Source organism: Paraburkholderia sp. BL18I3N2, from assembly GCF_003001875.1.
In the GTDB taxonomy this organism is placed as follows: Bacteria; Pseudomonadota; Gammaproteobacteria; order Burkholderiales; family Burkholderiaceae; genus Paraburkholderia; species Paraburkholderia phytofirmans.
Genome location: NZ_PVNC01000001.1, coordinates 1,276,873 through 1,298,682, shown reverse-complemented (window position 1 = coordinate 1,298,682; position 21,810 = coordinate 1,276,873). Strand labels below are relative to the sequence as shown.

Annotated in this window: 20 protein-coding genes; 4 read left to right on the top strand and 16 right to left on the bottom strand. The window is 64.0% G+C overall.

Going from position 1 to position 21,810, the window contains the following annotated elements; all coding sequences use genetic code 11:
* Nucleotides 1–561 precede the first annotated feature (561 nt).
* The 9 genes from B0G75_RS05905 to B0G75_RS05865 form a co-directional block, all read right to left on the bottom strand.
* Nucleotides 562–1,122, bottom strand: coding sequence for a phosphonate degradation HD-domain oxygenase (locus tag B0G75_RS05905; RefSeq protein ID WP_106301697.1), 561 nt, complete (start codon nucleotides 1,120–1,122; stop codon nucleotides 562–564).
* A 4-nt stretch (nucleotides 1,123–1,126) separates the two neighbouring features.
* Nucleotides 1,127–2,578, bottom strand: a complete 1,452-nt coding sequence (gene phnY, locus B0G75_RS05900) for a phosphonoacetaldehyde dehydrogenase (protein WP_106301694.1) — start codon at nucleotides 2,576–2,578, stop codon at nucleotides 1,127–1,129.
* Nucleotides 2,575–3,864: a phosphonoacetate hydrolase gene (gene phnA / locus B0G75_RS05895; RefSeq protein WP_106301691.1), complete on the bottom strand. Its 1,290-nt coding sequence runs from the start codon at nucleotides 3,862–3,864 to the stop codon at nucleotides 2,575–2,577. Before phnA ends, phnY begins: the two co-directional genes overlap by 4 nt.
* A 56-nt stretch (nucleotides 3,865–3,920) precedes the next feature.
* Nucleotides 3,921–4,655 (bottom strand): phosphonate utilization associated transcriptional regulator, encoded by a 735-nt coding sequence (locus tag B0G75_RS05890; protein WP_106301965.1) that lies wholly within the window; start codon nucleotides 4,653–4,655, stop codon nucleotides 3,921–3,923.
* Nucleotides 4,656–4,737: 82 nt separating this feature from the next.
* Nucleotides 4,738–5,601 (bottom strand): 2-aminoethylphosphonate ABC transport system, membrane component PhnV, encoded by an 864-nt coding sequence (phnV, locus tag B0G75_RS05885; protein WP_106301688.1) that lies wholly within the window; start codon nucleotides 5,599–5,601, stop codon nucleotides 4,738–4,740.
* On the bottom strand, nucleotides 5,591–6,547 hold the full coding sequence (locus B0G75_RS05880) for a 2-aminoethylphosphonate ABC transporter permease subunit (protein ID WP_106301685.1): 957 nt from the start codon (nucleotides 6,545–6,547) through the stop codon (nucleotides 5,591–5,593). The genes phnV and B0G75_RS05880 overlap by 11 nt, the downstream gene beginning before the upstream one ends.
* Nucleotides 6,525–7,625: a 2-aminoethylphosphonate ABC transport system ATP-binding subunit PhnT gene (gene phnT, locus B0G75_RS05875; RefSeq protein WP_106301962.1), complete on the bottom strand. Its 1,101-nt coding sequence runs from the start codon at nucleotides 7,623–7,625 to the stop codon at nucleotides 6,525–6,527. The genes B0G75_RS05880 and phnT overlap by 23 nt, the downstream gene beginning before the upstream one ends.
* A gap of 125 nt (nucleotides 7,626–7,750) precedes the next feature.
* Nucleotides 7,751–8,839 carry a 2-aminoethylphosphonate ABC transporter substrate-binding protein gene (gene phnS, locus B0G75_RS05870; protein ID WP_106301682.1) on the bottom strand — a complete coding sequence of 363 codons (1,089 nt, stop codon included), beginning with the start codon at nucleotides 8,837–8,839 and terminating at the stop codon, nucleotides 7,751–7,753.
* Nucleotides 8,840–9,552: 713 nt separating this feature from the next.
* A complete protein-coding gene (locus B0G75_RS05865) occupies nucleotides 9,553–10,308 on the bottom strand; it encodes a DeoR/GlpR family DNA-binding transcription regulator (protein WP_012426666.1) in 756 nt (251 codons plus the stop codon).
* A 185-nt stretch (nucleotides 10,309–10,493) separates the two neighbouring features.
* Here B0G75_RS05865 and B0G75_RS05860 point away from each other — a divergent pair, with 185 nt between their 5' ends.
* Together B0G75_RS05860 and B0G75_RS05855 are read left to right on the top strand one after the other, a co-directional pair.
* Entirely contained in the window at nucleotides 10,494–12,053 is a 1,560-nt protein-coding gene (locus tag B0G75_RS05860) for an AarF/ABC1/UbiB kinase family protein (RefSeq protein WP_106301679.1), read from the top strand.
* Between the two features lie 125 nt (nucleotides 12,054–12,178).
* A complete protein-coding gene (locus B0G75_RS05855) occupies nucleotides 12,179–13,051 on the top strand; it encodes a DMT family transporter (RefSeq protein WP_106301676.1) in 873 nt (290 codons plus the stop codon).
* A 213-nt stretch (nucleotides 13,052–13,264) separates the two neighbouring features.
* Here B0G75_RS05855 and B0G75_RS05850 read toward each other — a convergent pair whose 3' ends face one another.
* Nucleotides 13,265–14,335 (bottom strand): L,D-transpeptidase, encoded by a 1,071-nt coding sequence (locus B0G75_RS05850; protein ID WP_106301959.1) that lies wholly within the window; start codon nucleotides 14,333–14,335, stop codon nucleotides 13,265–13,267.
* A gap of 245 nt (nucleotides 14,336–14,580) precedes the next feature.
* Here B0G75_RS05850 and nadE point away from each other — a divergent pair, with 245 nt between their 5' ends.
* Nucleotides 14,581–15,441, top strand: a complete 861-nt coding sequence (gene nadE / locus B0G75_RS05845) for an ammonia-dependent NAD(+) synthetase (RefSeq protein WP_106301673.1) — start codon at nucleotides 14,581–14,583, stop codon at nucleotides 15,439–15,441.
* Between the two features lie 118 nt (nucleotides 15,442–15,559).
* On the opposite strand, the gene B0G75_RS05840 is transcribed toward nadE, so the two are convergent.
* The 6 genes from B0G75_RS05840 to B0G75_RS05820 form a co-directional block, all read right to left on the bottom strand.
* Nucleotides 15,560–15,826: an RNA-binding protein gene (locus tag B0G75_RS05840; protein WP_106301670.1), complete on the bottom strand. Its 267-nt coding sequence runs from the start codon at nucleotides 15,824–15,826 to the stop codon at nucleotides 15,560–15,562.
* A 5-nt stretch (nucleotides 15,827–15,831) separates the two neighbouring features.
* Nucleotides 15,832–15,990 (bottom strand): hypothetical protein, encoded by a 159-nt coding sequence (locus B0G75_RS40530; protein ID WP_166678989.1) that lies wholly within the window; start codon nucleotides 15,988–15,990, stop codon nucleotides 15,832–15,834.
* Between the two features lie 279 nt (nucleotides 15,991–16,269).
* Complete coding sequence (locus B0G75_RS05835) at nucleotides 16,270–16,620, bottom strand: hypothetical protein (protein ID WP_106301667.1); 351 nt, start codon at nucleotides 16,618–16,620, stop codon at nucleotides 16,270–16,272.
* A 113-nt stretch (nucleotides 16,621–16,733) separates the two neighbouring features.
* The gene (locus B0G75_RS05830; RefSeq protein ID WP_106301664.1) at nucleotides 16,734–17,387 is read right to left on the bottom strand and encodes a hypothetical protein; all 654 of its coding nucleotides are present in this window, start codon (nucleotides 17,385–17,387) and stop codon (nucleotides 16,734–16,736) included.
* A 260-nt stretch (nucleotides 17,388–17,647) separates the two neighbouring features.
* On the bottom strand, nucleotides 17,648–19,321 hold the full coding sequence (locus tag B0G75_RS05825) for a S10 family peptidase (protein WP_106301661.1): 1,674 nt from the start codon (nucleotides 19,319–19,321) through the stop codon (nucleotides 17,648–17,650).
* Nucleotides 19,322–19,392: 71 nt separating this feature from the next.
* Complete coding sequence (locus tag B0G75_RS05820; RefSeq protein WP_106301658.1) at nucleotides 19,393–20,952, bottom strand: protease pro-enzyme activation domain-containing protein; 1,560 nt, start codon at nucleotides 20,950–20,952, stop codon at nucleotides 19,393–19,395.
* Nucleotides 20,953–21,269: 317 nt separating this feature from the next.
* Between B0G75_RS05820 and B0G75_RS05815 the strand changes: the two genes are divergently transcribed.
* Complete coding sequence (locus B0G75_RS05815; protein WP_106301655.1) at nucleotides 21,270–21,779, top strand: DUF1993 family protein; 510 nt, start codon at nucleotides 21,270–21,272, stop codon at nucleotides 21,777–21,779.
* The last annotated feature ends 31 nt before the right edge of the window (nucleotides 21,780–21,810 follow it).

The window sequence follows — 21,810 nt, the reverse complement described above, 5'->3', positions numbered from 1 at the left end:
AACCGGTCGCTCACTCAACGTACTGACGAATGATCTTTCCATCTTTCAATGAAAAAACCTTCCTTTCATTACTGTGTGAGACTTGATACTTTCGCTTCTCCGGCAGGCCCCGAAGGACCCCACCGGCGCGTCGCGCATCAAGCGCCCACACTTATCGGCTGTTAATTTTTAAAGATCGATTCCGCATTCACTACCAAACCGGTACCGCACGCCGCTGTCTTTCCAACTACCCGGCACCGCTTCGTTCTGCGTCGCTGCATCAGCAGCAGAGAAACGAGATTATGAAGAACTTTCGCTACGCCGTCAACAGGTTTTTCCAACTTCCTGAACCTGCCCGCTTCGCTGAAAGCCTTGCCACTGCTGGCTCTCCCGCCTCCCGCGCCCCGTTCTCCGAGGCACGAAAGAGCGAGATTCTAGCGACCTGCACCCCGCCTTGCAAGCGTTATTTTGATAGGCCTGGATTGCGCCAGAAACGGCGCGAGGACGACGACAAAACCGGACACCCAGCAAGGGCAAAAGGAACCGAAAACCCACATTCCACTAACGGCTTCAAAAGCACTCTCACACAATCACGTGCTTAAGCATCACCCGTTCGACAACACCTAAATAGTGATCGAGATCCGGCGTAGCACGATTCTCTTCCTTGGCAAGATCGTCCCATCTGCGCAGACGCAATGCGTCTTCCGCGTACGGCTTCTGCAGAAACGCCTCAGCCTCCTCCTTGCTGAAAATGCCACCCTGCAACTCGAGGCTCCGCACCGAATCGGCGGAAAGCTGGCCGAAATACGTGTCGTCGATGGCGCACAGGCATCGCTTGGCGTCGACGTGCAAACGGATCGGCTCCAACACCGCGTTCGACAACACCGGCCGCAAGAACGGCAGCGCGAAATACTGATGCAGATCGTCGATGCCCCGTTCCGTCGGCGTCTCGCCCTGCAGATTGAGCAGGTGGCCGAGGTCGTGCAGAAACGCCGCGGCAACCAGTTCCTCGTCGGCGCCGGCCTCTTCCGCCAACAAGCCGCTCTGCAACGCATGCTCGAGTTGCGTCACCGGCTCGCCGCTGTAAGCCAACTGGCCGTATTGCTCGAACAGGGAACGAATATCCTTCACATCCAATGCCACGCGCTTACTCCCACGGTAATGAAAAGGTCTTCAGATTGGTGAAGCTCTTCATGGCTTCCTGAACGCCTTCCTTATAGCCGAGCCCGGAGTCCTTGATGCCGCCGAACGGCGTCAACTCGATCCGATAGCCGGGCACTTCCCACACGTTGACTGTCCCCACGCGCAATTCGTTGATGAAGCGCGTGATCGCATCCTGCCGGTTCGTGCACACGCCCGACGACAGCCCGAACGCCGTGCCATTGCTAATGCGAATCGCGTCGTCGATTGTGTCGAAGGTGATGATCGGCGACACCGGTCCGAAGGTCTCTTCGCGCACCAATGCCATTGACGGATCGACGCCGTCCAGCACCGTTGGCGCATACAACGCGCCTTTGCGCTGATTGCCAATCCGCAGACGCGCCCCGCTCGCCACCGCCTCGTTCACACGCGCCTCGAAAAGCTGCGCTGCGGCGACGTCGATCACAGTGCCCATCTGATTCGAAGCATCGAACGGATCGCCGAAAGACCAGGTGCGCGTCTTTTCGACGACCAGATCGGTAAAGTCCGCAGCCACGCTCTTTTGCACGAGCATCCGCTTGACCGCGGTGCAGCGCTGCCCGGAGTTCTTATACGAGCCTTGCACGGCGAGCGTCGCCGCGCGTTCGAGGTCGGCGTCGTCGAGCACGATCAGCGGATCGTTGCCGCCCAGTTCCAGCACCACGCGCCGGTATGCCGCCTTGCTTGCAATGTATTTGCCGATCGCCACGCCGCCCGTGAACGTGACGAGCTCCGCCAACGGATGCGTGATCAGCTCATCGGCGATTTCGCGCGGGTCGCCGGTCAGCACCTGCAGCATCGGCGCAGGCAGACCGGCTTCGTACAGGACATCGGCGAGATAAAGCGCCGACAGCGGCACCTTTTCCGACGGCTTCAGCACCACGCGATTGTTCGTCGCAATGGCCGGCGCGATCTTGTGCGCGACCTGGTTCATTGGATGATTGAACGGCGTAATCGCGACGATCACACCCGCCAGCGGTTCGCGCTGCGAAAACACGCGACGCTTCTTGCCATGCGGCGTCAGATCGCAGGAAAAGCTCTGGCCGTCGTCGCGCAATGCTTCGATCGACGCAAACTTGAACACGTCGGCTACGCGGCCGATCTCATAGCGCGAGTCCTGCTTCGACAACCCCGACTCGAGCGAAATCAGATCCGATGCCTCTTCGGTCCGCTCTCGCATGAGCGAAGCTGCGCGCTCCAGAATCTGCGAGCGTTCGTAACGCGTAAGCTTCGCTTCATAGGCCGCCGCGTATTCGAACGCGGCGCGCACGTCGTCGACGCTCGCCAGCGGGACTGTGCCCACGCGCGTTCCCGTGTAAGGATCGGACACGTCGAGCGTGCGCGAGCGCGTCACGCGCTCGCCTTTGAGCCGCAGCGCTTCCGCCCGAAAAGCCGGATGGTCCCGCAGCACGGCGTTCATGATGACGACACGCGATTCAAGGCAATGTCGAAGATATCGAAGTTGCGCAGCCTCTTGCCGCCATCGCCCCCGCTGGACGGCAACGCTTCGACACGCCGGTTGAACAGCAGCGGCACTTCCTGCTCGGAAATCCCGCCATGCGAGCGCAACGGCACCGTCAGCCCGGACAGATCATGTTCAGCGCGCCGCGTGCCGAGCACGACATGCTTCGTGCTGACCACGACGATATCGCCGACGCGATCGTTCGGCAGTTCGAAGCGCTCGCAGGCCGCCGCGTTGTCGAGCACCGTATCCATTCCCTGCAAGCCGCCGATCCGCTCGATCACCTGCGCGACGCTGACATCGCGCGGCAGATAGATCGTCGCAAAAGAGCCGAGCGCGCCGTGATGCACCACATACGGATCCGTGATCGGCAGAATAACGCGCGCGCGGCCGGCGCCGAGCCAGTCGTCGAGCACGTCCTGCAAATAGATCACGTTCGGCTCGCCGGTCTGCGGATCGTGCTTGGCGTTCATGCCGTGATCGGCGGTCAGGCCGATCACCCAGCCGAGCGCGTCGAGCTTCGCGAGGTAGCCGTCCATCATCGCGTAGAAGGCGTTCGCGCCTTCGGTACCCGGCGCCCATTTGTGCTGGATGTAGTCGGTGGTGGATAGATACATCAGGTCGAGCTTGCGCGTTTGCGCGAGCCGAACACCGGCTGCAAATACGAATTCGGACAACCCGGCGCTATACACATCGGGCACGGGCATGCCGACCAGATCGAGCACTTCGCCGATGCCGTTTTCCTCGAACGTCACCTTGTCGGCTTTTTCCGCCGAGAAGCAGATGCCCTTCAACTGCCAGCCGAGCAGCCGGCGCAATTTGTCTTTCGCGGTGACCACGGCGACCGCGGCGCCGGCTTCGGCAGCGGCGGCCAACAGCGTGCCGGCGCGCAGATAAGCGGGATCGTTCATCATCACTTCCGCGCCTTCGCCGCCGTTCGCGTCCGGGTCCCAGAAGTAGTTACCGCAGATGCCATGCACCGAAGGCGGTACGCCGCACACGATCGACAGATTGTTCGGGTTGGTGAACGACGGGATCACGCAGTCGCCCTTGAAGGCGCCGCCGCCCTTGAGCATCTTGCCGATGAACGGCGCGACGCCCGCCGCGACCGCGGCTTCGAGATAATCGAATTCGCAGCCGTCGACGCACACCACCACCGTCGGTTGCGAGGGCAGCCGGTAGCTGCGGCCGTTGACTTCGATCGTGCGTTCGCTTGTGCTCGTGCTTGTGCTCGTATTTGCCATCGTTACCTTCCATGCGTGCCGGGCACGCGCGTTGTAGTCAATTCGCTGCAACCATCTCAATCATTCGATGCCGCCGGCACGCGCGCCACGTTCAACGGCCCCGCCGGTTCGCATGCCGCGTGAGCGCGCTGCAGACCGCCGTTCACATGCGCATGCATCAGCGCCGCGGCATGCTCGGCGTCGCGCGAAGCCAGCGCCTTCAAGATCGCGCGATGCTCGGCGAGCGAGCGCTCCATCGCATCGGCATGCACCACCAGCGCGGCACGTCGAAACAGACTCAATTCGCACACCAGCCGCCGGTACGTTTCATACAGTTTCGAATTGCCCGATGCCGCCACCAACGCATCGTGAAACGCCACATTCGCGCGCGCATAAGCATCGTGATCCTGGGCGTCGAGCGCCGCGCGCATCGCGTCGAGCCAGTCTCGCAACACCGCGAGCTTGCCGGCATCGATGCTCGTCGCCAGCATCCGGCACGCCGCCTCTTCGAGCACGGCGCGCACCGCGTAAATCTCATCCGCTTCCGCCAGCGACACCGTCCGCACGAACACGCCGCGATTCTTCTCGGTACGCACGAGTCCGGCCTGCTCGAGCGCGCGAAACGCCTCGCGCACGGGACCGCGCGACACCCGCAGACGCGTGGCCCAGTCGGCTTCGTTGAGCTTGTCGCCGGGCGCGAGCGCCCCCTCGATGATGTGCCGCTCGATTTCGTCGCGAACCAGCGTCGTCAGCGAATGCCTGCGCACAACCTCAATCGGATCGACAGAAGCAGTTTGCATATATTCGGTCATTTTGACAAATTTCGCCACATCGATATGTGTATGGGCTTGCGCGGCGTCATGACACGCGAACTCAACTATCAGAGATCGGGCGTCAGTCGACCCGACGGCGCGGAACACGCGCCGCGATCAGCAGCAGCGCAGCGAGCGAGACCAGCAGAAGAATCAGCGACAGCGCGGAGGCCGGAAGGTAATAGCCGCGCTCCACCTGGCCGACGACCACGATCGGCACTGTCGCGAATCCAGGCGGATACACGGTCAGCGTGGCGCCGAGTTCGCCGAGCGAGAGCGCGAAGCCGAGCGCAAGACTGGCGCGGATCGCCGGCACCAGTTGCGGCAGCACGACGCGGCGCAGCACCATCGAAGGCGGCGCACCGAGGCTTGCCGCGGCTTCACGCAAAATCGTCAGCTCCGGGCGCAACGCGGCGGCCGCGCAGCGGTAGCAGAACGGCAGCACCAGCGCCAACTGCACGAACACGACGATCGCCGCGGAGCTCGACAGATCGAACGGCCGCTTGTGATACGCGATCAGCACCGCGAGTCCGAGCACCACGCTCGGTACGCCGTTGGGCATCATCGCGATGGTGTCGACGATCGCGCCGAGGCCACGGCGGTCGCGCCCTTCGAGCGCCAGCGCGAGCCACAGGCCGAGAATCGTACCGAGCACCGCGACGCCCATGCCGATTTCGAGGCTGGTGGTGAGCGCGTCGAAGTCGCTCGAACCGAGGCGCTCGAACCAGCGCATGCTGAAGCCGTCGGGCAGGATCGTGCCGGACCAGTGCGCGGCCACGCTCGACAGTGCGACGACCAGCACCGGCAACACGAACAGCCAGAAGCAGAGCAACGCGGCAAAGCCGAGAAACAGGCCGCCGAGCATGCGCACCAACAGACTGCGGCGCACCGGCCGCGCTTTCTTGTGCATGACCGGCAAAACGGTCGGGTCGAGTTCAACGGCCATGGCCCGCTCCCTTCACCTTGCGACGGTTGACCTGGCGGTACAACGCGTACAGCGACAAAGACATGATCAGCATCACGACCGCGCCGGCGGCGGCGGTCGGCAGATCGAGATCGACGGTAGCGGAACTGTAGATCGCCACCGGCAGCGTGATCAGATGAGCGCTGCCGAGCACGAGCAGAATGCCGAACTCGTTGAGCGTCAGCAGAAAACACAGGATCGTTCCCGCGGCGATGCCCGGCCACGCGAGCGGCAGGATCACCTTGAACGCGACCATCCAGCCGCTCGCGCCGAGGCTGCGCGCGGCTTCGATCAGACGCATGTCGAGCGTGGCGAACGAAGCGAGCGTGGGACGCACGACGAACGGCGCGTAGAACACCACTTCCGCGAGAATCACGCCGCCGACGCCGAACAGGAAATCGAGCGGCGGCGCCTGCAGATGAAAGAGCCGCTGCAAGCCGATGCTGACGGAGCCTTGCGAGCCGTACAGAAAGATCAGCGTGAAAGCGACCAGAAACGACGGGAACGCCACGAACAGTTCGAGAAAGCGCGTGATCATCCGCGCGCCGGGGAACGGCTTGAAGAACAGGATCGACGCCAGCGCGACGCCGAGCAGCGACGCGAGCCCGGCGCTGGCGAACAGGATCCACAGTGTCGTGCCGATCACGCCGCTCGTTTCCGGGTTACTGAAGAACGCCGAATAAGCATGCAGGCTCAAGCCGTGAGGACCGGTCAGGCTCAGCAGCACGAGACGCACGAGCGGATAGACGACCAGCGGCCCGAGCACCACCACCAGGATGAACAGCAGATGCCATTGCGCGGCGCGTTCGCGCCGCTTTACCGCGGCCGTGTGCGAAGCGGCGCTGGCGCTGCGGCGCACGTCGGCTGCGGCATCGGCGGCGGCCGAGCCGAGCGGGTTCGGCGTATCAGGGGTTGATAAGGACGACATCGTCAGCCTCGTAACGCAGGGAAATACGCGCGCCCTTCTCCGGCATCATGCCGTGGCCGCGCTGCATGGTGACGAGCACCGCCTCATTCGGCATGGCGTCCAGCGCGACCGAGACCGACAGAACCGCGCCATACCATTCGACCGACGTGATCGCGCCGTGCAACTGCCCTTCGCCGAGCGGCACGACACGCAGCGCCTCCGGACGCAGACAGGCCACGCGATCGCGCTCGTTGTAGCGTGCGTCGTCCATGCTGAAGGCGACCTGCGGCGGCAGCAGATTGGCCGCGCCCAGATAACGCGCGACGAAGCCGTCGGCCGGCGTGTCGTACAGCTGCTGCGGCGTGCCGAGTTGGGCGATGCGGCCTTCGCGCATCAGCAGCGTGCGGTCGGACAACACCAGCGCGTCGTCCTGGTCGTGCGTCACGCAGACGATCGTCAGATTCGGCAGGCGCTCATGCAGCGCCTTGAGTTCGGAACGCACCGACGCGCGCAGATTGGCGTCGAGTGCGGAAAGCGGCTCGTCGAGCAGCAGCACATCGGGCTCGATCACGAGCGCACGCGCGAGCGCCACGCGCTGCTGCATGCCGCCCGACAACTGCGCGGGCATCACGTGGCCGGCGTCGCCGAGCTGCACGAGTTTCAGCGCGTCGGCGACGCGCCGTGCGACATCTCTGGACGGCGTGCGGCGCGCGCGCAATCCGAAGGCCACGTTCTCGAACACCGACAGATGGGGAAACAGCGCATAGCTCTGGAACAGCAGACCGAGATTGCGCTTGTGCGGCGGCACGTGCGTGAGATCGTGGCCGGCCACGGTCAGCGTGCCGGCCAGTCCGTCCGCTTCGATAAACCCGGCGATGAAACGCAACAACGTCGTCTTGCCGCAACCGCTGCGGCCGAGCACGGTGAGCAATTCGCCGCGCTGGATGGTCAACGACAGATCGTCGAGCACCGTGCGCGAACCGAAGCGCACCGTCAGATGATCGATCTGCACGCCGCCCGGCGCAGTCGAACGCGCGGCATCGAGCGCGTCCGGTGCGGCGCCGAGCGCGCCTGGTTGAGCAAGACTGGCGGTATTCACCGGGTTCATCCTCCAACTGGATTAATGCTGACGCGGCGCCCCGGCTTCGCCGTGGACGCCGCCTGATTCTGCGACGTCACGCGGCCTGATGACCCGGTGACGTCGATAACGCGACGAGCGACGGCTTACTTCGGTTTGACCACTTCGATCTGCTTGCCCGACGAACCGATCACGTCGTTCTTCCAGCGCGCGGTCCAGTCGGCCTTCTTCGTCATCACCTGATTCCAGTCCACCGGAATCAGCTTCACGCCCGCGATGGCCTTCTTGACGGCTTCGCCGTTCTTGCCGGTGAGCGGCACATCGGTGCGGCCCGGAATGCCGAAGATGTCCGGCACTTTCGCCTGCACTTCCGTCGACATCAGGTAATCGATCAGCTTCTTGCCTTCCGCCTGGTTCGGACCGTTCTTGATCAGGCCGATGGCGTACGGCAACTGGAACGTGGTCGGCTGGCCGCCTTCATGTGCGAGGAAGATCGGCTTGAGCGACAGGCCGCCGTTGGCCGCGTCGTCCAGATCCATTTGCAGGTCGCCGTTGGCGACCGCGATTTCGTTACGCGAGAGCAGCACGTCGAGGTAGCCCGTGCCCTTGGTGTGGAACTTGGCGCTGTTTTCGAGCTTCTTCAGATATTCGAACGCCTTGTCTTCGCCCATCAGCGACGAGGTCAGGATGATCACCGCCATGCCGTCGCCCGCCGTAGCCGGGTTCGAGTAAGCGATCTTGCCGCTGAAGTCCGGGTGCAGCAGGTCGGCGAAGGTCTTCGGCTGCGTCTTGGTGACTTCCGGGTTGATCGCGAACGAGAAGTAGTTGTTCACGAAGGTCGCCCATGCACCGTTCGGCGCCTTGGCGATCGCCGGCACATTCTTGTAGTTGGCGCTCTGATAAGCCTGCAGCAGGCCGCTCTGGTCGGCTTGCTGGATGAACGGCGGCAGCGTGACGAGCACGTCGGCCTTCGGCTGATCCTTTTCGATGGTGGCGCGGTTCACCACTTCGCCGCCACCCGCCGTGACGATGTTGACCTTCACGCCTTCCTTCTTTTCGAAGGCCGGCAGCACGTCCTTATAGAGGTTCTCGAGGCCGTCAGCGGTGTACAGCACCACGGCGTCGGCCGCGTGCGCCTGCATGGCCGTGGCGCCGAATGCTGCCGCGGCGACCAGCGCCGGCAGCAGTTTGCGTGCGAGGCCGGCCGTGGCGTGAAGGGAATTCGTCTTTGTCATGTCGCTTTCTCCGAAAGGCAAAAAACCAGACGGTCGGGAGATCCCGATACCTGTTGTGATTGAACGGCGGTAGCGCCGCGCCGCTTGCGTGTTGCCCGCATCAAGCTGTCATGCAGATTCATGCGGATTGCAGATTGCAGATTGCCAACAACTTTGTTGCCCTCTTGTCGCCACTTTCCAGCCTGACTCACAGCCCCGCTACGACACTCGCGCCGTCGGCCATGCCTGAATGGGCACGGCAAGGATCACAGGTTTCCATGACAACGCAATGACGATTCTGCCGATTTCCAAAAAATGACACAATTCGCCAATAATATCCAAATCGCTTTTGACCGCCCGGCGTGGGCGGCGCTCGTTCAGATAGCGACGAAGGCTCGCGCGATGGCTGGAACCGCGCCGGTCCTGCCACGCCTCACAGCCTGTGTGCCGAGTCATCGCGATCCTACATGGCGAAAATGACGATGTATGCGGAACGCTTCGCGGTAGCGACGCGCCTGTGGGCTGGTTCCGATCGACGGCGCGTATTGTGCCCGGCCAAGCGGAATATTGCAGCGGATGGGGATAGTGAGAACGCGGCGCGTGTGCTGCATCGGCGCGATCGAGGTGAGCGACCGCACAACGCGAGCCGCGGATCGGCCGCACCTTCAAACGGCTCGGCATTCGATGCAGGTAAATGGCGCGCCCTGCCCCGACAGGCAGTCACTGAGCGGCGCTCAGGCGATCAGGATTTCCGGGCCATGCGCCGCGATCGCCTTGCCAAGCGCGCGTTCGGGCGCCAGCTCCGTCACCAGATAACGTGTCGACTCGATACCGTTGATGCGCACCGGCGTCACACGGCCGAACTTCGAATGATCGGCGACCACCACCACCATGTCCGCCGCGGCGATCATGCGGCTGCGCACCTCGGCGGCCATGCGGCTGTAGTCGGTCAGATAGCCGTCCGGCGAAATCCCGCCCGCGCCAATGAAGGCGAAGTCCGCGTGATACTGCGTCAGTTGATGGACAGTATCGAGCCCGAAGGTGGCGTCTTCTATGTCGGACAGTTCGCCGCCCAGCAGCGTGATGCGGTTGTCGTTGCGGCGGCCGAGCAGCAGCGCGATCCGCCAGTCGTTCGTGTACACGGACAAACGGTGCCGGTCGAGCAACGCCCGCGCCACCGCCTGCGTGGTGCTGCCCGAATCGATGATCAGGGAGGCGCCGTCCGGCACGAACTCCGCCGCGCGCTCGCCGATGGCGCGCTTCGCGCCGGCATTGGCGGCTTCGCGTGTATCGAGGTCGGGCTCGCGCCGGTCGCTCGACAGCGCGCCGCCGTGAGTCGTGACCAGCAGGCCGCGCCCGGCCAGCGCGTTCAGGTCACGGCGAATGGTCTCGCGCGACACGTTCAGTTCGCGCACCAGCTCCGCGACCGAGAGCGCGCCAGTTTTAGCGACTTGCGCCAGGATGTATTGGTGACGTTGTTCTGCGAGCATCTATAAAAGGCCGGAAGCCGGCACGCTTGGGTTTCGCCACGGTTGGAGAAGGCCGGCGTATTGTATTACGCGTCGCGCGGCGATGCTCCCCTCGCCGCGCTTACCTGCTAACCTGAACGCCCTGGCCGTGCGCGAGTGCCCCTCGATAGAGCTGGACGCCGCGTGGTCCGTCAACCGAACTGCCGATGCCGCCACTGTTTCGCCGTCTACTGTTGCTGTTCCACGCGCTGCGTTACGGCGCGCGCCTGATCTGGCTTGCCGCGCCGCAAGACCACAAACTGCACTGGATGATCGAGCTGATCGGCCGCTTGCATACGGCCGAACGTAGCGGCAAAAGTCTGAGCGGTGTGCTGCCGGCACTCGGACCACTGGCGGCCCGGTTCGCGCAAACGCTGGCCGAACGACCCGAACTCGCGACCGGCACATTGCACGACGCCATCGACGCGATCGATCACATGGAGGCCTCGCTGCCGCCGCAGGAGTCCGAACAGGCGCTCGCGCGCGCATTCGGCAGGCCGCTCGCCGCGCTGTTCAGCGCGGTGGATCTGGTGCCGGTGCGCGGCGGCTTCGCCGAGCAGACACATTTCGCGCGGCTGCTCACGCCGGTGAACGGCCATCACGAAGTGGCGATCAAGCTGGTGCGCGCCGACCAGTTGCAACAGATCGGCGACGAACTCGCGCTGCTGCGCTGGGTCGCGCGCTGGCTGGAGAAGTTCTCCGGCACAGCGCGCCGTCTGCAATTGCGCACGCTGGCGCAAACCTTCACGGACGACATCCTGCGCCGCTTCGATCTGCGCGCGGAAGCCGCCAATCTCAGCCAGACCGGCCATCATTTCGACGGCGACAAGCGCATCGTCGTGCCGGACGTGATCTGGGATCTCTGCACCGCTTACACGCTGACCATGGAGCGCGTCAGCACCTTACCGGCGAGCGATCTGCCCGGCCTGCACGCGCATCACATCAAACTCGCGCCGCTCGCCGCGCATATCGTCGAAGTGGTGACCGAGCAGGCCTTCGAGCACGGCTTCTTTCACGCCACGCTCGACGCGCGCCGCGTGCGCGTGAGCATCGAACCGGACACGCTGGGGCGTCTCGTGCTGGCGGAATTTTCGATCATGTCGAGCCTCTCGACCGGCGAGCGCGAATTCTTCGTGCATGGCGCGACCGCGCTGTTCGACCAGGACTACGGGCGTCTTGCCGAAATGCATCGCGATGCCGGACATGTGCCGCACGACACGCGCGCCGAGGTGCTCGAAGCCGAGTTGCGCACGCGCGCCGAAGCGCATTTCGCGGCCGAGCCGGAAGACCGTTCAGCGGGTTCGCTGTTTCATCATCTGCTGCATGCGGTGCAGCCGTTCGAGGGCGGGGTGCCCGGGCGGCTCGCGACCGCGCAGCGCTCGTTTCATCAAGCGGAAATGTTGGCGCGCGCGCTGCATCCGGGCGTCGACACGTGGAATATCACGCGCGGCGTGCTGGCGGATATCGCGCGGCGCGACGTCGATCACCGCGGCTGGCTCAAACGGATTGGACGCGAATTGCCGCATCTCGCGCATATGCTCCCGCGCGTGCCGCAACTGGCGGTTCGCTATCTGCAACACGAGCACGATCGCGCGCGTACGCCGCAGCAGAGTGCGCAACTGATGGTGGAAATCGGCCGCGAATACCGGCGCACACGTGTGCTGCTGTGGGCGTGCGCGGTGTGCGGCGGCGTGCTCGGCGCGGGCACGGTGCTGCTGATGTGGTGAGGTGCGGCGGTTCGCGGTTCAAACCACGCTCTGACTCTGCCAACGCGTTTGGCTGATTGCAGTTTCGAGCAAGACGCGCGTTGCGTCTCCCGACAAGATAGCGGCTTTTCTATTAATGCTTGCCGATGCTCGCTTCCTTTATCGCCACTGTTTTCGTCGTGTTGTGGTCGACCGGTTTCGTGGTCGCCCGCGCGATCACGCCGTACGCGGATCCCAATCTGTTCCTGCTTGCCCGCTTCGGCGGCACGGCGCTGATATTCGCGCTGGCCGCGCTGTTTGCACGCGCCAGGTGGCCGCGCGGGCGCGACTTCGGTAAGCATCTGGTGGCGGGTGCTTTGCTGCAAGGTGTCTATCTCGGCGCGGGTTACTGGGCCGTCGCACAAGGCTTGAGCGCCGGCGTGATGGCTTTGCTCGGCGCGCTGCAACCGCTCGCGACGGCCGCCGTCGCCGCGCCGCTCTTCGGCGAGCGGTTATCGCGGCGCGGCTGGACCGGCATGGCGCTCGGCCTCGCCGGCGTCGTGCTGGTGCTCGAACCGAAGCTGACGGCGGCCACGGCGCCGTCGCCGCACGGCAGCGCGCCCACCTGGCTGGTCGTGCTGATCTCGATCGCCGCGATCGGCGCGATCACGGCGGGCACGCTGTTCCAGAAGACCTCGCTTGCCAAGGCCGATATTCGCAGCGCGAGCGCGGTGCAGAACTTCGGCGCCGCGCTCGTCGCGGGCGTGCTTGTGCTCGCGCTCGGTGAGCATCGCTGGATTGCGTCCGCCACGCTGTGGGGATCGCTCGCGTGGGGAATCGTGATGCTCTCCGGCGTTAGCGTGACGTTGCTGGTGTGGATGGTCAGACGCGGCGACGCGGCGCGCGCGACCGCGCTGATGTTTCTCGCGCCGCCGCTTGCCGCGCTCGAAGGCTATGTCGGCTTCGGCGAGACGCTGCTGCCGTTGCAGATCGTGGGGTTTGCGGTTGCGTTGGTGGGGGTGTTGCTGGCGCGCTCGTGATGGTTGCGTCCTCAATATGGGCGAGGCGGGTGTGGTGTGCGGCGTTGTCGCGGTGCGTGGCGCGGGTGCGATGCACGGCATAGTCGCTGTGCGCGGGGCGGTCGCGGTGAGTGGCGTAATCGCGGTGCGCGGCGCAGGCGCAATGCACGGCATAGTCGCTGTGCGCGAGGCGGTCGCAGTGCGCGGCGCGGTCGCGACGCCCCCCGCCGCGAATCAATCCGCTGTGTCCGCCCCAGCCGGCACTTTGGCGCGCGCCTTGCTGCCCGGCGCCGGCGCCCACGCCGGGCGGCTCTTGCGCGCCGAATCCACCACGGCGATGTAACGCCCAGCCCACGGCGTCACCTGTCGATCGCTTTTCAACACCCACAGCGATTTACCCGATTCGACGAGCGCGACATACTCGGCGTCGAGAATGCCATAGTGATCGATAAACGAATTGAGCGACGCGGGAATGCGCACGCAACCCTTCGAATGACGCATGCCCAGCAGCGATTCGAGATGGTCAGGGTCGGTGGCGTGCATCTGGAAGCGCATCTGCGACATGCCACCCTTACCCCAGCCGCGCTCGCCCTGGGCCCAGCCGAGGTCGAAAATCCGCATGTCACGCTTGCCGTAGCCGCGAATATGGTTTTCGTTCTGCGTGCCTTCCGACCGGAAATCCATGTTGGCCGGCGTATGCTCGAATACGCCGAGCGGCGTGATGAAGTGGTCGTACTCGCCCGGCAGCCCGGTCGAAACCGGCGACGCGCCGATCATCTGCCAGGTGTCGGCCGGCGCGGCGCGAAAATAGATGAAGAGCGCCTGCACGTTGGCATTGCGATCGACCAGCACGACATACTCGCCCGACAGATCGCCGAGCATGTGAGTGCCGAGCACGGCTTGCAGCCGGTTGGCATAGGCTCGCTGATCCGCTGCCGGCACTTTCAGCGTGCGCGTGACGTTCTGCGCGAACACGTCCCGCAGCATGAACGCGCGACGCGGATCGACCACGCCGGCGGCATCGGGCGCCACGACAGCCGACGCATTGACGGCGGCCACCGGACGATTCACCGGCTTTGGCGCCGACACCGCGACGGGTGCTGAAGCTGCGCTCGCCGCGCCGCACGACGCCATGCAAAACGCGATGCCTAACGCACGTGCCCACCGGCGCAAAGAAGGCAATGCGCGCGCGATTCTCCGCGCCGAAGGTCGATACGACATACACGGTACGTCGCGCGGACGATTGGCCGACGCGAAAAACAGACGGTCCATTACAGGCTGGCCAAGCCGGTTGATGTGGTTCATCGCGTGTTTGAGCAAACCTGATTATTATTGACTGCTCGCCGGCTCATGCGGCGCTCTCAGAACGAGGATGTTACTAAGCACATTGCGATCTGTCGATGAAGATTCGTCGAATCATTGATACCGCTGTAATAACTGGACATCTTTGCAGGTCAGTGCGGCAGATTCAAAGCGGTGCGAAGGTGAATTGAACCCGGGCCGGTTACGGTTCGACATGTGCGCGAGCGCGCAAGGAGCAAAGAGGAATCATGACGCAACACGATCCAGTCGCACGCCAGGCAAGCATCTCTGAAGAAATGCACATCAGCGCCGAGTTCAATGCTGAATATGAAATCGAGCGCCGGGTCGCTTTCCTCGCGAATTATCTGCGTAGCAGCGGCCTGAAAACGTATGTGCTCGGGATCAGCGGCGGTGTCGACTCCACAACTGCGGGCCGGCTCGCGCAAATCGCGGTCGAGCGATTGCGCGCCGAACATTACGACGCGCACTTCGTCGCAATACGTCTGCCTTACGGTGAACAGAAAGACGAAGCCGACGCGCAGCAGGCATTGCGTTTCATTCGCGCGGACGAAAATCTCACCATCGATATCAAACCCGCGGCCGATGCCATGCTCGCCGCGCTCGATCAGAGCGGCCTGCTATACAAGGACGAATCGCAACAGGACTTCGTGCACGGCAATATCAAGGCGAGGCAGCGCATGATCGCGCAATACGCGGTGGCTAGTGCGCGAGCCGGGGTGGTCATCGGCACGGATCACGCGGCTGAATCGGTGATGGGCTTCTTCACGAAGTTCGGCGACGGTGCCGCCGATGTATTGCCGCTCACCGGGCTCAACAAGCGTCGTGTGCGCGCCGTGTCCAAAGCGCTGGGCGCACCGGAAGCTTTAGCGCACAAGGTGCCGACCGCCGACCTCGAAATGTTGCGGCCGCAACGACCCGATGAGGACGCCTATGGCATTCCGTACGACGCAATCGACGACTTCCTGGAGCGCAAACCCGTGAGCGATGCGGCACGCGAGACTATCTTGCGCTTCTACGAAGTCACGCGTCACAAGCGCGCGTTGCCGTACACGCCGTTCGATTGGCCGGTGCAGACAAGCGGAGATTGAGAAAGGGATGGGTGTGCGGACGACGCGCCGAATGGGCCGTGCCGGGTGCGGCGCCGGCACGCCGGCTTACGTGCGCTCTTGTCGCGCAACGCATTCAGGGTGAATCGATCGCGCTGGGTTACTGAGGCGCCGGTGGTTCGTCGGTGAACAGATCGGCGCTGGCTTCAAGCGTCTGGCCGCCCAACTGCTTGCCGTGAATCTGCCGCGCGATCACTTCGCCGACATAAGGCACTTCGGCGTCCAGTTCGACCGTGGCGTAGGCGCTGGGCTTGCCTGCGTCGACGACCTCGATGTTTTTCGCGTAATGCCCAAGTTCGTGCTTGAGGAACTCCCGCACTTCCTGCTCGCTGCACGATTCCGCGATGTTGCGCACGATCAGGTTCATGAGGTCTACCCTCTGCGCGCGTTGCGGCCCGCGCCGCGATCCGCCGACTGCACGCGCACGGGGCGCAATGCGGCACGCTGTTTCGCCTGCTCGGCAGCGAGTTGGCGGATCAATGCAGCGCCGGCGGCGCCCAAAGCGGCCAATGACAGATAGAAGGCGATCATTTAATTCTCCCCTGCGAGTTTCGTCCTGTACTCAGGATAGCGACAATCGACAGTAAAAGCGATGCAACACAGTGTCGTCAAAAAACGGACTTAAATCTCGCCGTTGATGCACTGTACCTGAATAAGCGGCGTCAAAAATAGCAAAACAGCTGTTCATTTCTCGCTACAGACCCGGCAAACACGCCGAACGCGCACGCTGAGCGCAAAAACCGGGCCGCGAGATGGATCGCCACGGCATCCTGCGAGGGACCTGCGCAAAAGGCGGACTGGTTGTCGCGATCAGTCCGCCGCTTGCACGTTAGCCGAACTCACCCACCATGCATTCCTGCCCTGCGGCAGCTGAACCAGCACTGCGGACGGATCGTCGACGCCGTCGTCGGCGACTTCGCATACGGCCAAGCCGTCAGGCAGGCGTTTCACCTCGCCGGCCGACTGGAACAGCGCAACACGTTGCGCGCTCAACGGCCGCAACTGGCGGTACACGTCGAAGCTGATGGCCGCGGGCACATCGCCGCGAATCTTCAGCGTGTCGGCCTGGCCGCAATGCACCGGCTCGGCAGCGAATACGGCAGTGCTGCCGAACACGCAGCCGATAGAAAGCGCCATGGCGGCAAGACGTGAATGGATCATGATGATTCTCCGAAAACTAGATGGGGCCGCGGCTTGCGAGTTGCAAGCCGCGCGATTGGATAAATGCTAGATGCGCGTAAATGACGCAGGCGCCGCACACAAGCCGGCCGGCTTCATGGCGGGTTGTCGCGGCCGACGCCGTGACCCTTGTCGCCGCCGGTCGCCACGTCGAGCCGGCTCACGTCGCAAGACGTTTGGCTGAAGCCCGAATAAACCACCGACCAGTTGCCGATAATCGCGGCTTGCGCTTCGGCGAGGCTCAGTTTGCCTTCGCAGACGCAGCGCTTGAGCATGACCGCCGCGCGCGCCTTGCGGCGCTCGCCCTGGTGGCCTGCCCACGGCAGAAGATCGAGATTGGCGGGCGCGTCCGGCGAGCCGCCGAGCACGATCGGCACGCGGCGGTCGAGCGCGAAGGTGGCGCCGTTGTCCGCATCGATGCCGCGTGCGGCAAGCATGCGGTCTTTGTGCGCCATCAGTTCGTCGAACGGCGGCGCGACCGTGTCAGCGTAACCGGGACGGCAAATCGTGTCCCCGACCGATTGCTGCGTGACGCGTTCGTCGAGCATGCCGGCGGCCTGCGCGCGAGCGTCGCCCATGCGTAGCATCACCAGCGCGGTGAAGCCAAGCGCGAGCGCAAACCGCATATTGCCGAGGGGACGCGCAACACCGCACCGGCGCGCAAGCGCCGGCAAAGCCGTGTCGTATGTACTGCTGGTTGCGTCGCTGGAATACCTGGCGCGACGCCTGTCTGCAATGCCTGCGTTCATTCGTCGGCGCGCCGGGAGCGGCACGCAGTAGTTCAATTCGCAGACTAATTAAAACACATTCAATATGGGTAAGTAAAAAAGCCTGCCTATGCGCGCCGCGCGCATAGGCCGCGTTTAGCGGATTTCACAGGCTGAGGAAACGGGCGGCGGCACCGTCGCGCGTCGCCAGTCCCAAGCGCCAGATTGCCAGCCGTCCTCGCGATGCCAGGGCATCCCGCACGCGCCGCGTCTGCGACGCGGCGCGATGCGTCACCCCGTCGCTACTGCGGCACACGCGCCTGCAATGCGCGGATGCGAAGCAGCGCCTGCGTGTTGGACACCGTCGTGTCGTACATCTTCGCGAGATCGGCCTTCAGCGCGGTGCGCGATCCGCCGTCGAGATAAACCATATGCCCCGACGGATAAAAACGCGCCGACAGGTTCTGCCGGACCTGCTGGCTGAGCAGCGGCATTTGCTGCAGATCGAGCACGGTCTGATAAAACGGCGTGACGAAATCGAAGAAGCCGTTGGCCGACAGCACCTTCAGGTCGGGATTGAGGGCCATCACGGCAGCCAGGTCGCCGGCGGTGTACAGAATGATGTTGCCCTTCGAGTCGACGCCCTTCTGCGCGCCGGTCGGATCGATGTGACTGAAGTCCCAGTACTTGAAGGCCTGGTCGTTCAGATCCGTGAACGACGAATTCGAGGTGTACTTGAGTTGCTCGTTCAGATACACGTTCCACATCGTCGTGTAGACGCCGGTCACCGCCGTCATGGTCGGGTCGTTGCCGCCGGAATTCGGGTCGATCTTGCCGGCAATGCCCGTGCCGATCGCCGTCACACGGCCGTCGTACTCGCCGAGCGCAAGACCCTTGGATTTCAGCAGCGTGGTGAGGAATAGCGAATTGCCCCGGCTGTCGTACGAGGCGACATCCAGACTCCACGCGAGCAAGGTCGTTTTGTCGATGCCCGTGTATTCGCTGAGCTTTTCGACCGTTGCCGCGTCGGTGGTCGGAAACTTACGCAGCGCGGCCAGATAGTCCGTGCGCGCGAACTGCGCGACTTCTTCGGCGAACGTGCCGAGGTCGGTCGGCCGCGGCGCGATGCCGAGCTTCTTGTGATACCACGCGTCCGCCGCCGCCGTGGGCAGCGCGCCGACCGGGTTGCCGGCCTGGGTGTAATCGAGAATCGACGATTGCAGCGTAATGCCGTTCAGATCCACGCCGTCTTCATGCAAACGGTACGCCAGCACGCAACTGCGCGCCGTGCCATACGACTCGCCGAACAGGTATTTCGGCGAATTCCAGCGGTTGTTCTTCGTCAGAAAGCGCTTGATGAACTGCTTGATCGAGTCCGCGTCCTGGTCGACGCCCCAGAAGTCGCGGTTCTTCTTCGGCGCGATTGCCGCCGAGTAGCCGGTGCCGACGGGGTTGATGAAGACGAGGTCGCTCTTGTCGAGCAGGCTGTCCGGATTGTCTTCCATCGAATACGGCGCGGGTGGCGTGAAGCTCGGCATCGACGTCTTGATGCGGCGCGGCGCGAACGAGCCCAGCAGCACGAACACCGACGACGACCCAGGCCCGCCGTTATAGAAGAACGTGACCGGCCGCGCTTCTTCCTTCTGATTGTCCTGCGTGAACGCCACGTAGAACATGCGGGCTTCCGCCTTTGAACTGCTCGGGTCGACGATGACCAGGTGGCCCGCCGTCGCCGTGTAGTCGATCTTGTGTCCGCCGATGGTGACCGAGTGGTGGGTGATCGCCGCGCTTTCATCCGTTTCGGTCACGGAATCGTCCGGACCGTTGCCGTAGGCAACCGGGTCGAAGAACGGCTGATCTTTGGCCTTGTGCGGCGCGCTGGCCGGCGCGGGCGCGGGTGCCGGCGCCGACGCGCCTGAAGCATGCGAATTGTGCGACGGCTGCGGACTAACAGAAGCTGACTCGGTATTCGTCATGATCGCTCCATGGGTTCGTTCACGTCTTTTGTGCCGCCCCGAAGGACTTCCTTCGGGGCGCGTGTTGCAGACTATAGTGCGGCCGCCACCTTCTGACCATTGGGACTGCCGAGCCCCGTGCAGGCATCCCAACCCGCGGATGCCGCGAAACTGCCGTTGTTGCCTTGCGTGATGTCGTTGCACGCGCCCGTCGCCTTATACAGCTTAGGGTTGATAAAGCCGGCCGGCTGCCCTTTCGCCGCATTGATGCGCGCGATCAGCGCGGCCCACAGCGGCGCGACCGCGCTGGTGCCGCCGACCACCGTCTGCGTACCGTCGATCAGGACACTGTAGCCGGTCACGGGCGATGCGTCGCCCGCCACGTCCGGCACGCCGCGCCCGCCGAGCGCTTTCTTGCCGCCGTTCGTCGACGTAGCGGACAAGCCCTTCTGCCACGCCGGCACCGGGAAAGCCTGGCTCACGCCGCCGCCGGTCGCGCCGCCTTGCGCGCCGTCGTTCCAGACCGCCTCGTGCGAGATCGAGGTGCCCGACGCGGTGAGGCTCGTGCCGCCGCAGGCCAGCACATAGGGGCTCGACGCCGGGAAGTCGACCTGATCGCCGCTGCCCGTGCCGTCGCTCGAACCACTGTCGCCCGAGGCCGCGCAGACCGTCACGCCGAGCGTTGCCGCCGACTGCAGCACGCTGTTGAAGGCCTGCAACGACTGGCTGGTCCAGTTCGACTCCGGCCCGCCCCAACTGATCGAAATCACCGAAGGCTTGTTGGTCGTGTCGTGCACCGCGCGGCTCACCGCGTCGATAAAGCCGGCGTCGCTGTTCTGCGTGAAATACACCGCGATCTCCGCCCCGGGCGCGATCGCGCCGACAATTTCGATGTCGAGCGTGACTTCGCCGTCCGGTCCGTTCGGATCGCCGGTGGGCTGGTTGCTGCCCAGATCGACGCCGACCGACTTTACCTTGGGCGAAGCGACGCCAAGGCTCGCGAAATAGGACTTGAGGTCGCTGGCGTTATACCCGCCGCCCAGCTCGATGATGCCGACGCACTGACCGCCGCCGTCGCCTTGCGGAAAATGGTAGAGCGACGCGAGTTGCGGCGGCGTGAACGAAACCTGATGACCGCGAGCCGGCAGGAACGGCGGCCGGATGCGAAAGTGCGGCCGCGCCTGCGGGCGGTTGTCGAGGCCGAGCACGGCTTGCACCACGCCGTGCAGATCGTCGGGCACGCTGATCGTGCCGGTGCGGCCGCGGAACTGGCCGGACGTGTGGTGTTCGTAATGTTCGAGCTTGACGGCGAACGCGTCCTGGAACTGGGCAATCGTGCCGCTCAGCAGGACCGTGCGCGCGGCCGGATCTTCGCGGACCACCGTCAAACCGTGTGCGGTGGCGAAGGCCTTGACCTTGGCGATGTCGTCCGGCGCGGCGCCGTAGTCCTCGGCGAGCGTCTCGCGCGACAGCGGCTTGACGCTGGGATCACCCGCTTCGATCTTGCTCATCAATGCGTCGAACTGCGCCTGCTGCTGACGGCGCAGCATGACGAATACTTCGATCCGCTCCCCCGGATTGCATTGCCCCACGACTTTCGAACCCTGTTCCACTGTTCGCTCACTGCCCGGCAGCGGGTGCTTATTGACCATAGTGTCGACTCTCCAGTTAGCGTGACCGCGGGTTCCACGAGCTGGATCCACGCGCCACGCGCCTCTCACAACCTCATCGCCTGAAGGCGGCGGCAAGTGCGCTGTTCAAGGATTTGCTGTTTCAAGGACGTCAATCGGTCCGACCAATCCATTCAAACACAGTTCCGGCGCGCGCGGCAGTTGTCCGAATGGCTAACGCCGCGTCGCCTCGATGCGCATCTTTCGCCGCTCGCGCTATGATGCTGCAGCGGCAATCCAGCCGTTACGTTGCCTCGCGCGCCGTCCGCGCGCACGATCAAAGAATCAGAGGAAGCCCCATGTCAATTTCGATGTATCAAGCATCACTGCCCGTGTTGATCCGCGGCCTGACGAACCTGCAGGTTATTCTGGGCAAAGCGGAGGCGCATGCCGCCGCGAAACAGATCGAGCCCACGGTGTTCACCACCGGCCGGCTCGCACCGGACATGCTGCCGCTGACGCGTCAGGTCTATATCGCGAGCGACACCGCGAAGGGCTGCGCCGCGCGTCTGGCCGGCGTCGAAGCGCCGAAGTACGAAGACGTCGAACAGACTTTTGAAGAACTGATTGCCCGCCTTCAAAAGACGATCGATTATCTGAAGGAATTCAATGCGGAACAGATCGACGGCTCGGAAGAACGCGCGATCACGCTGAAGCTGCGCTCGGGCCCGGTTGAGTTCACCGGCCAGTCGTATCTGCTCGGTTTCGTGCTGCCGAACTTCTATTTTCACGTCACGACGGCGTATGACATTCTGCGTCACAACGGCGTCGATCTCGGCAAGCTCGACTATCTCGGCGGCATCAAGTAAAGCGCGAGCCCGCGCGGACTCGAGGTTGGCG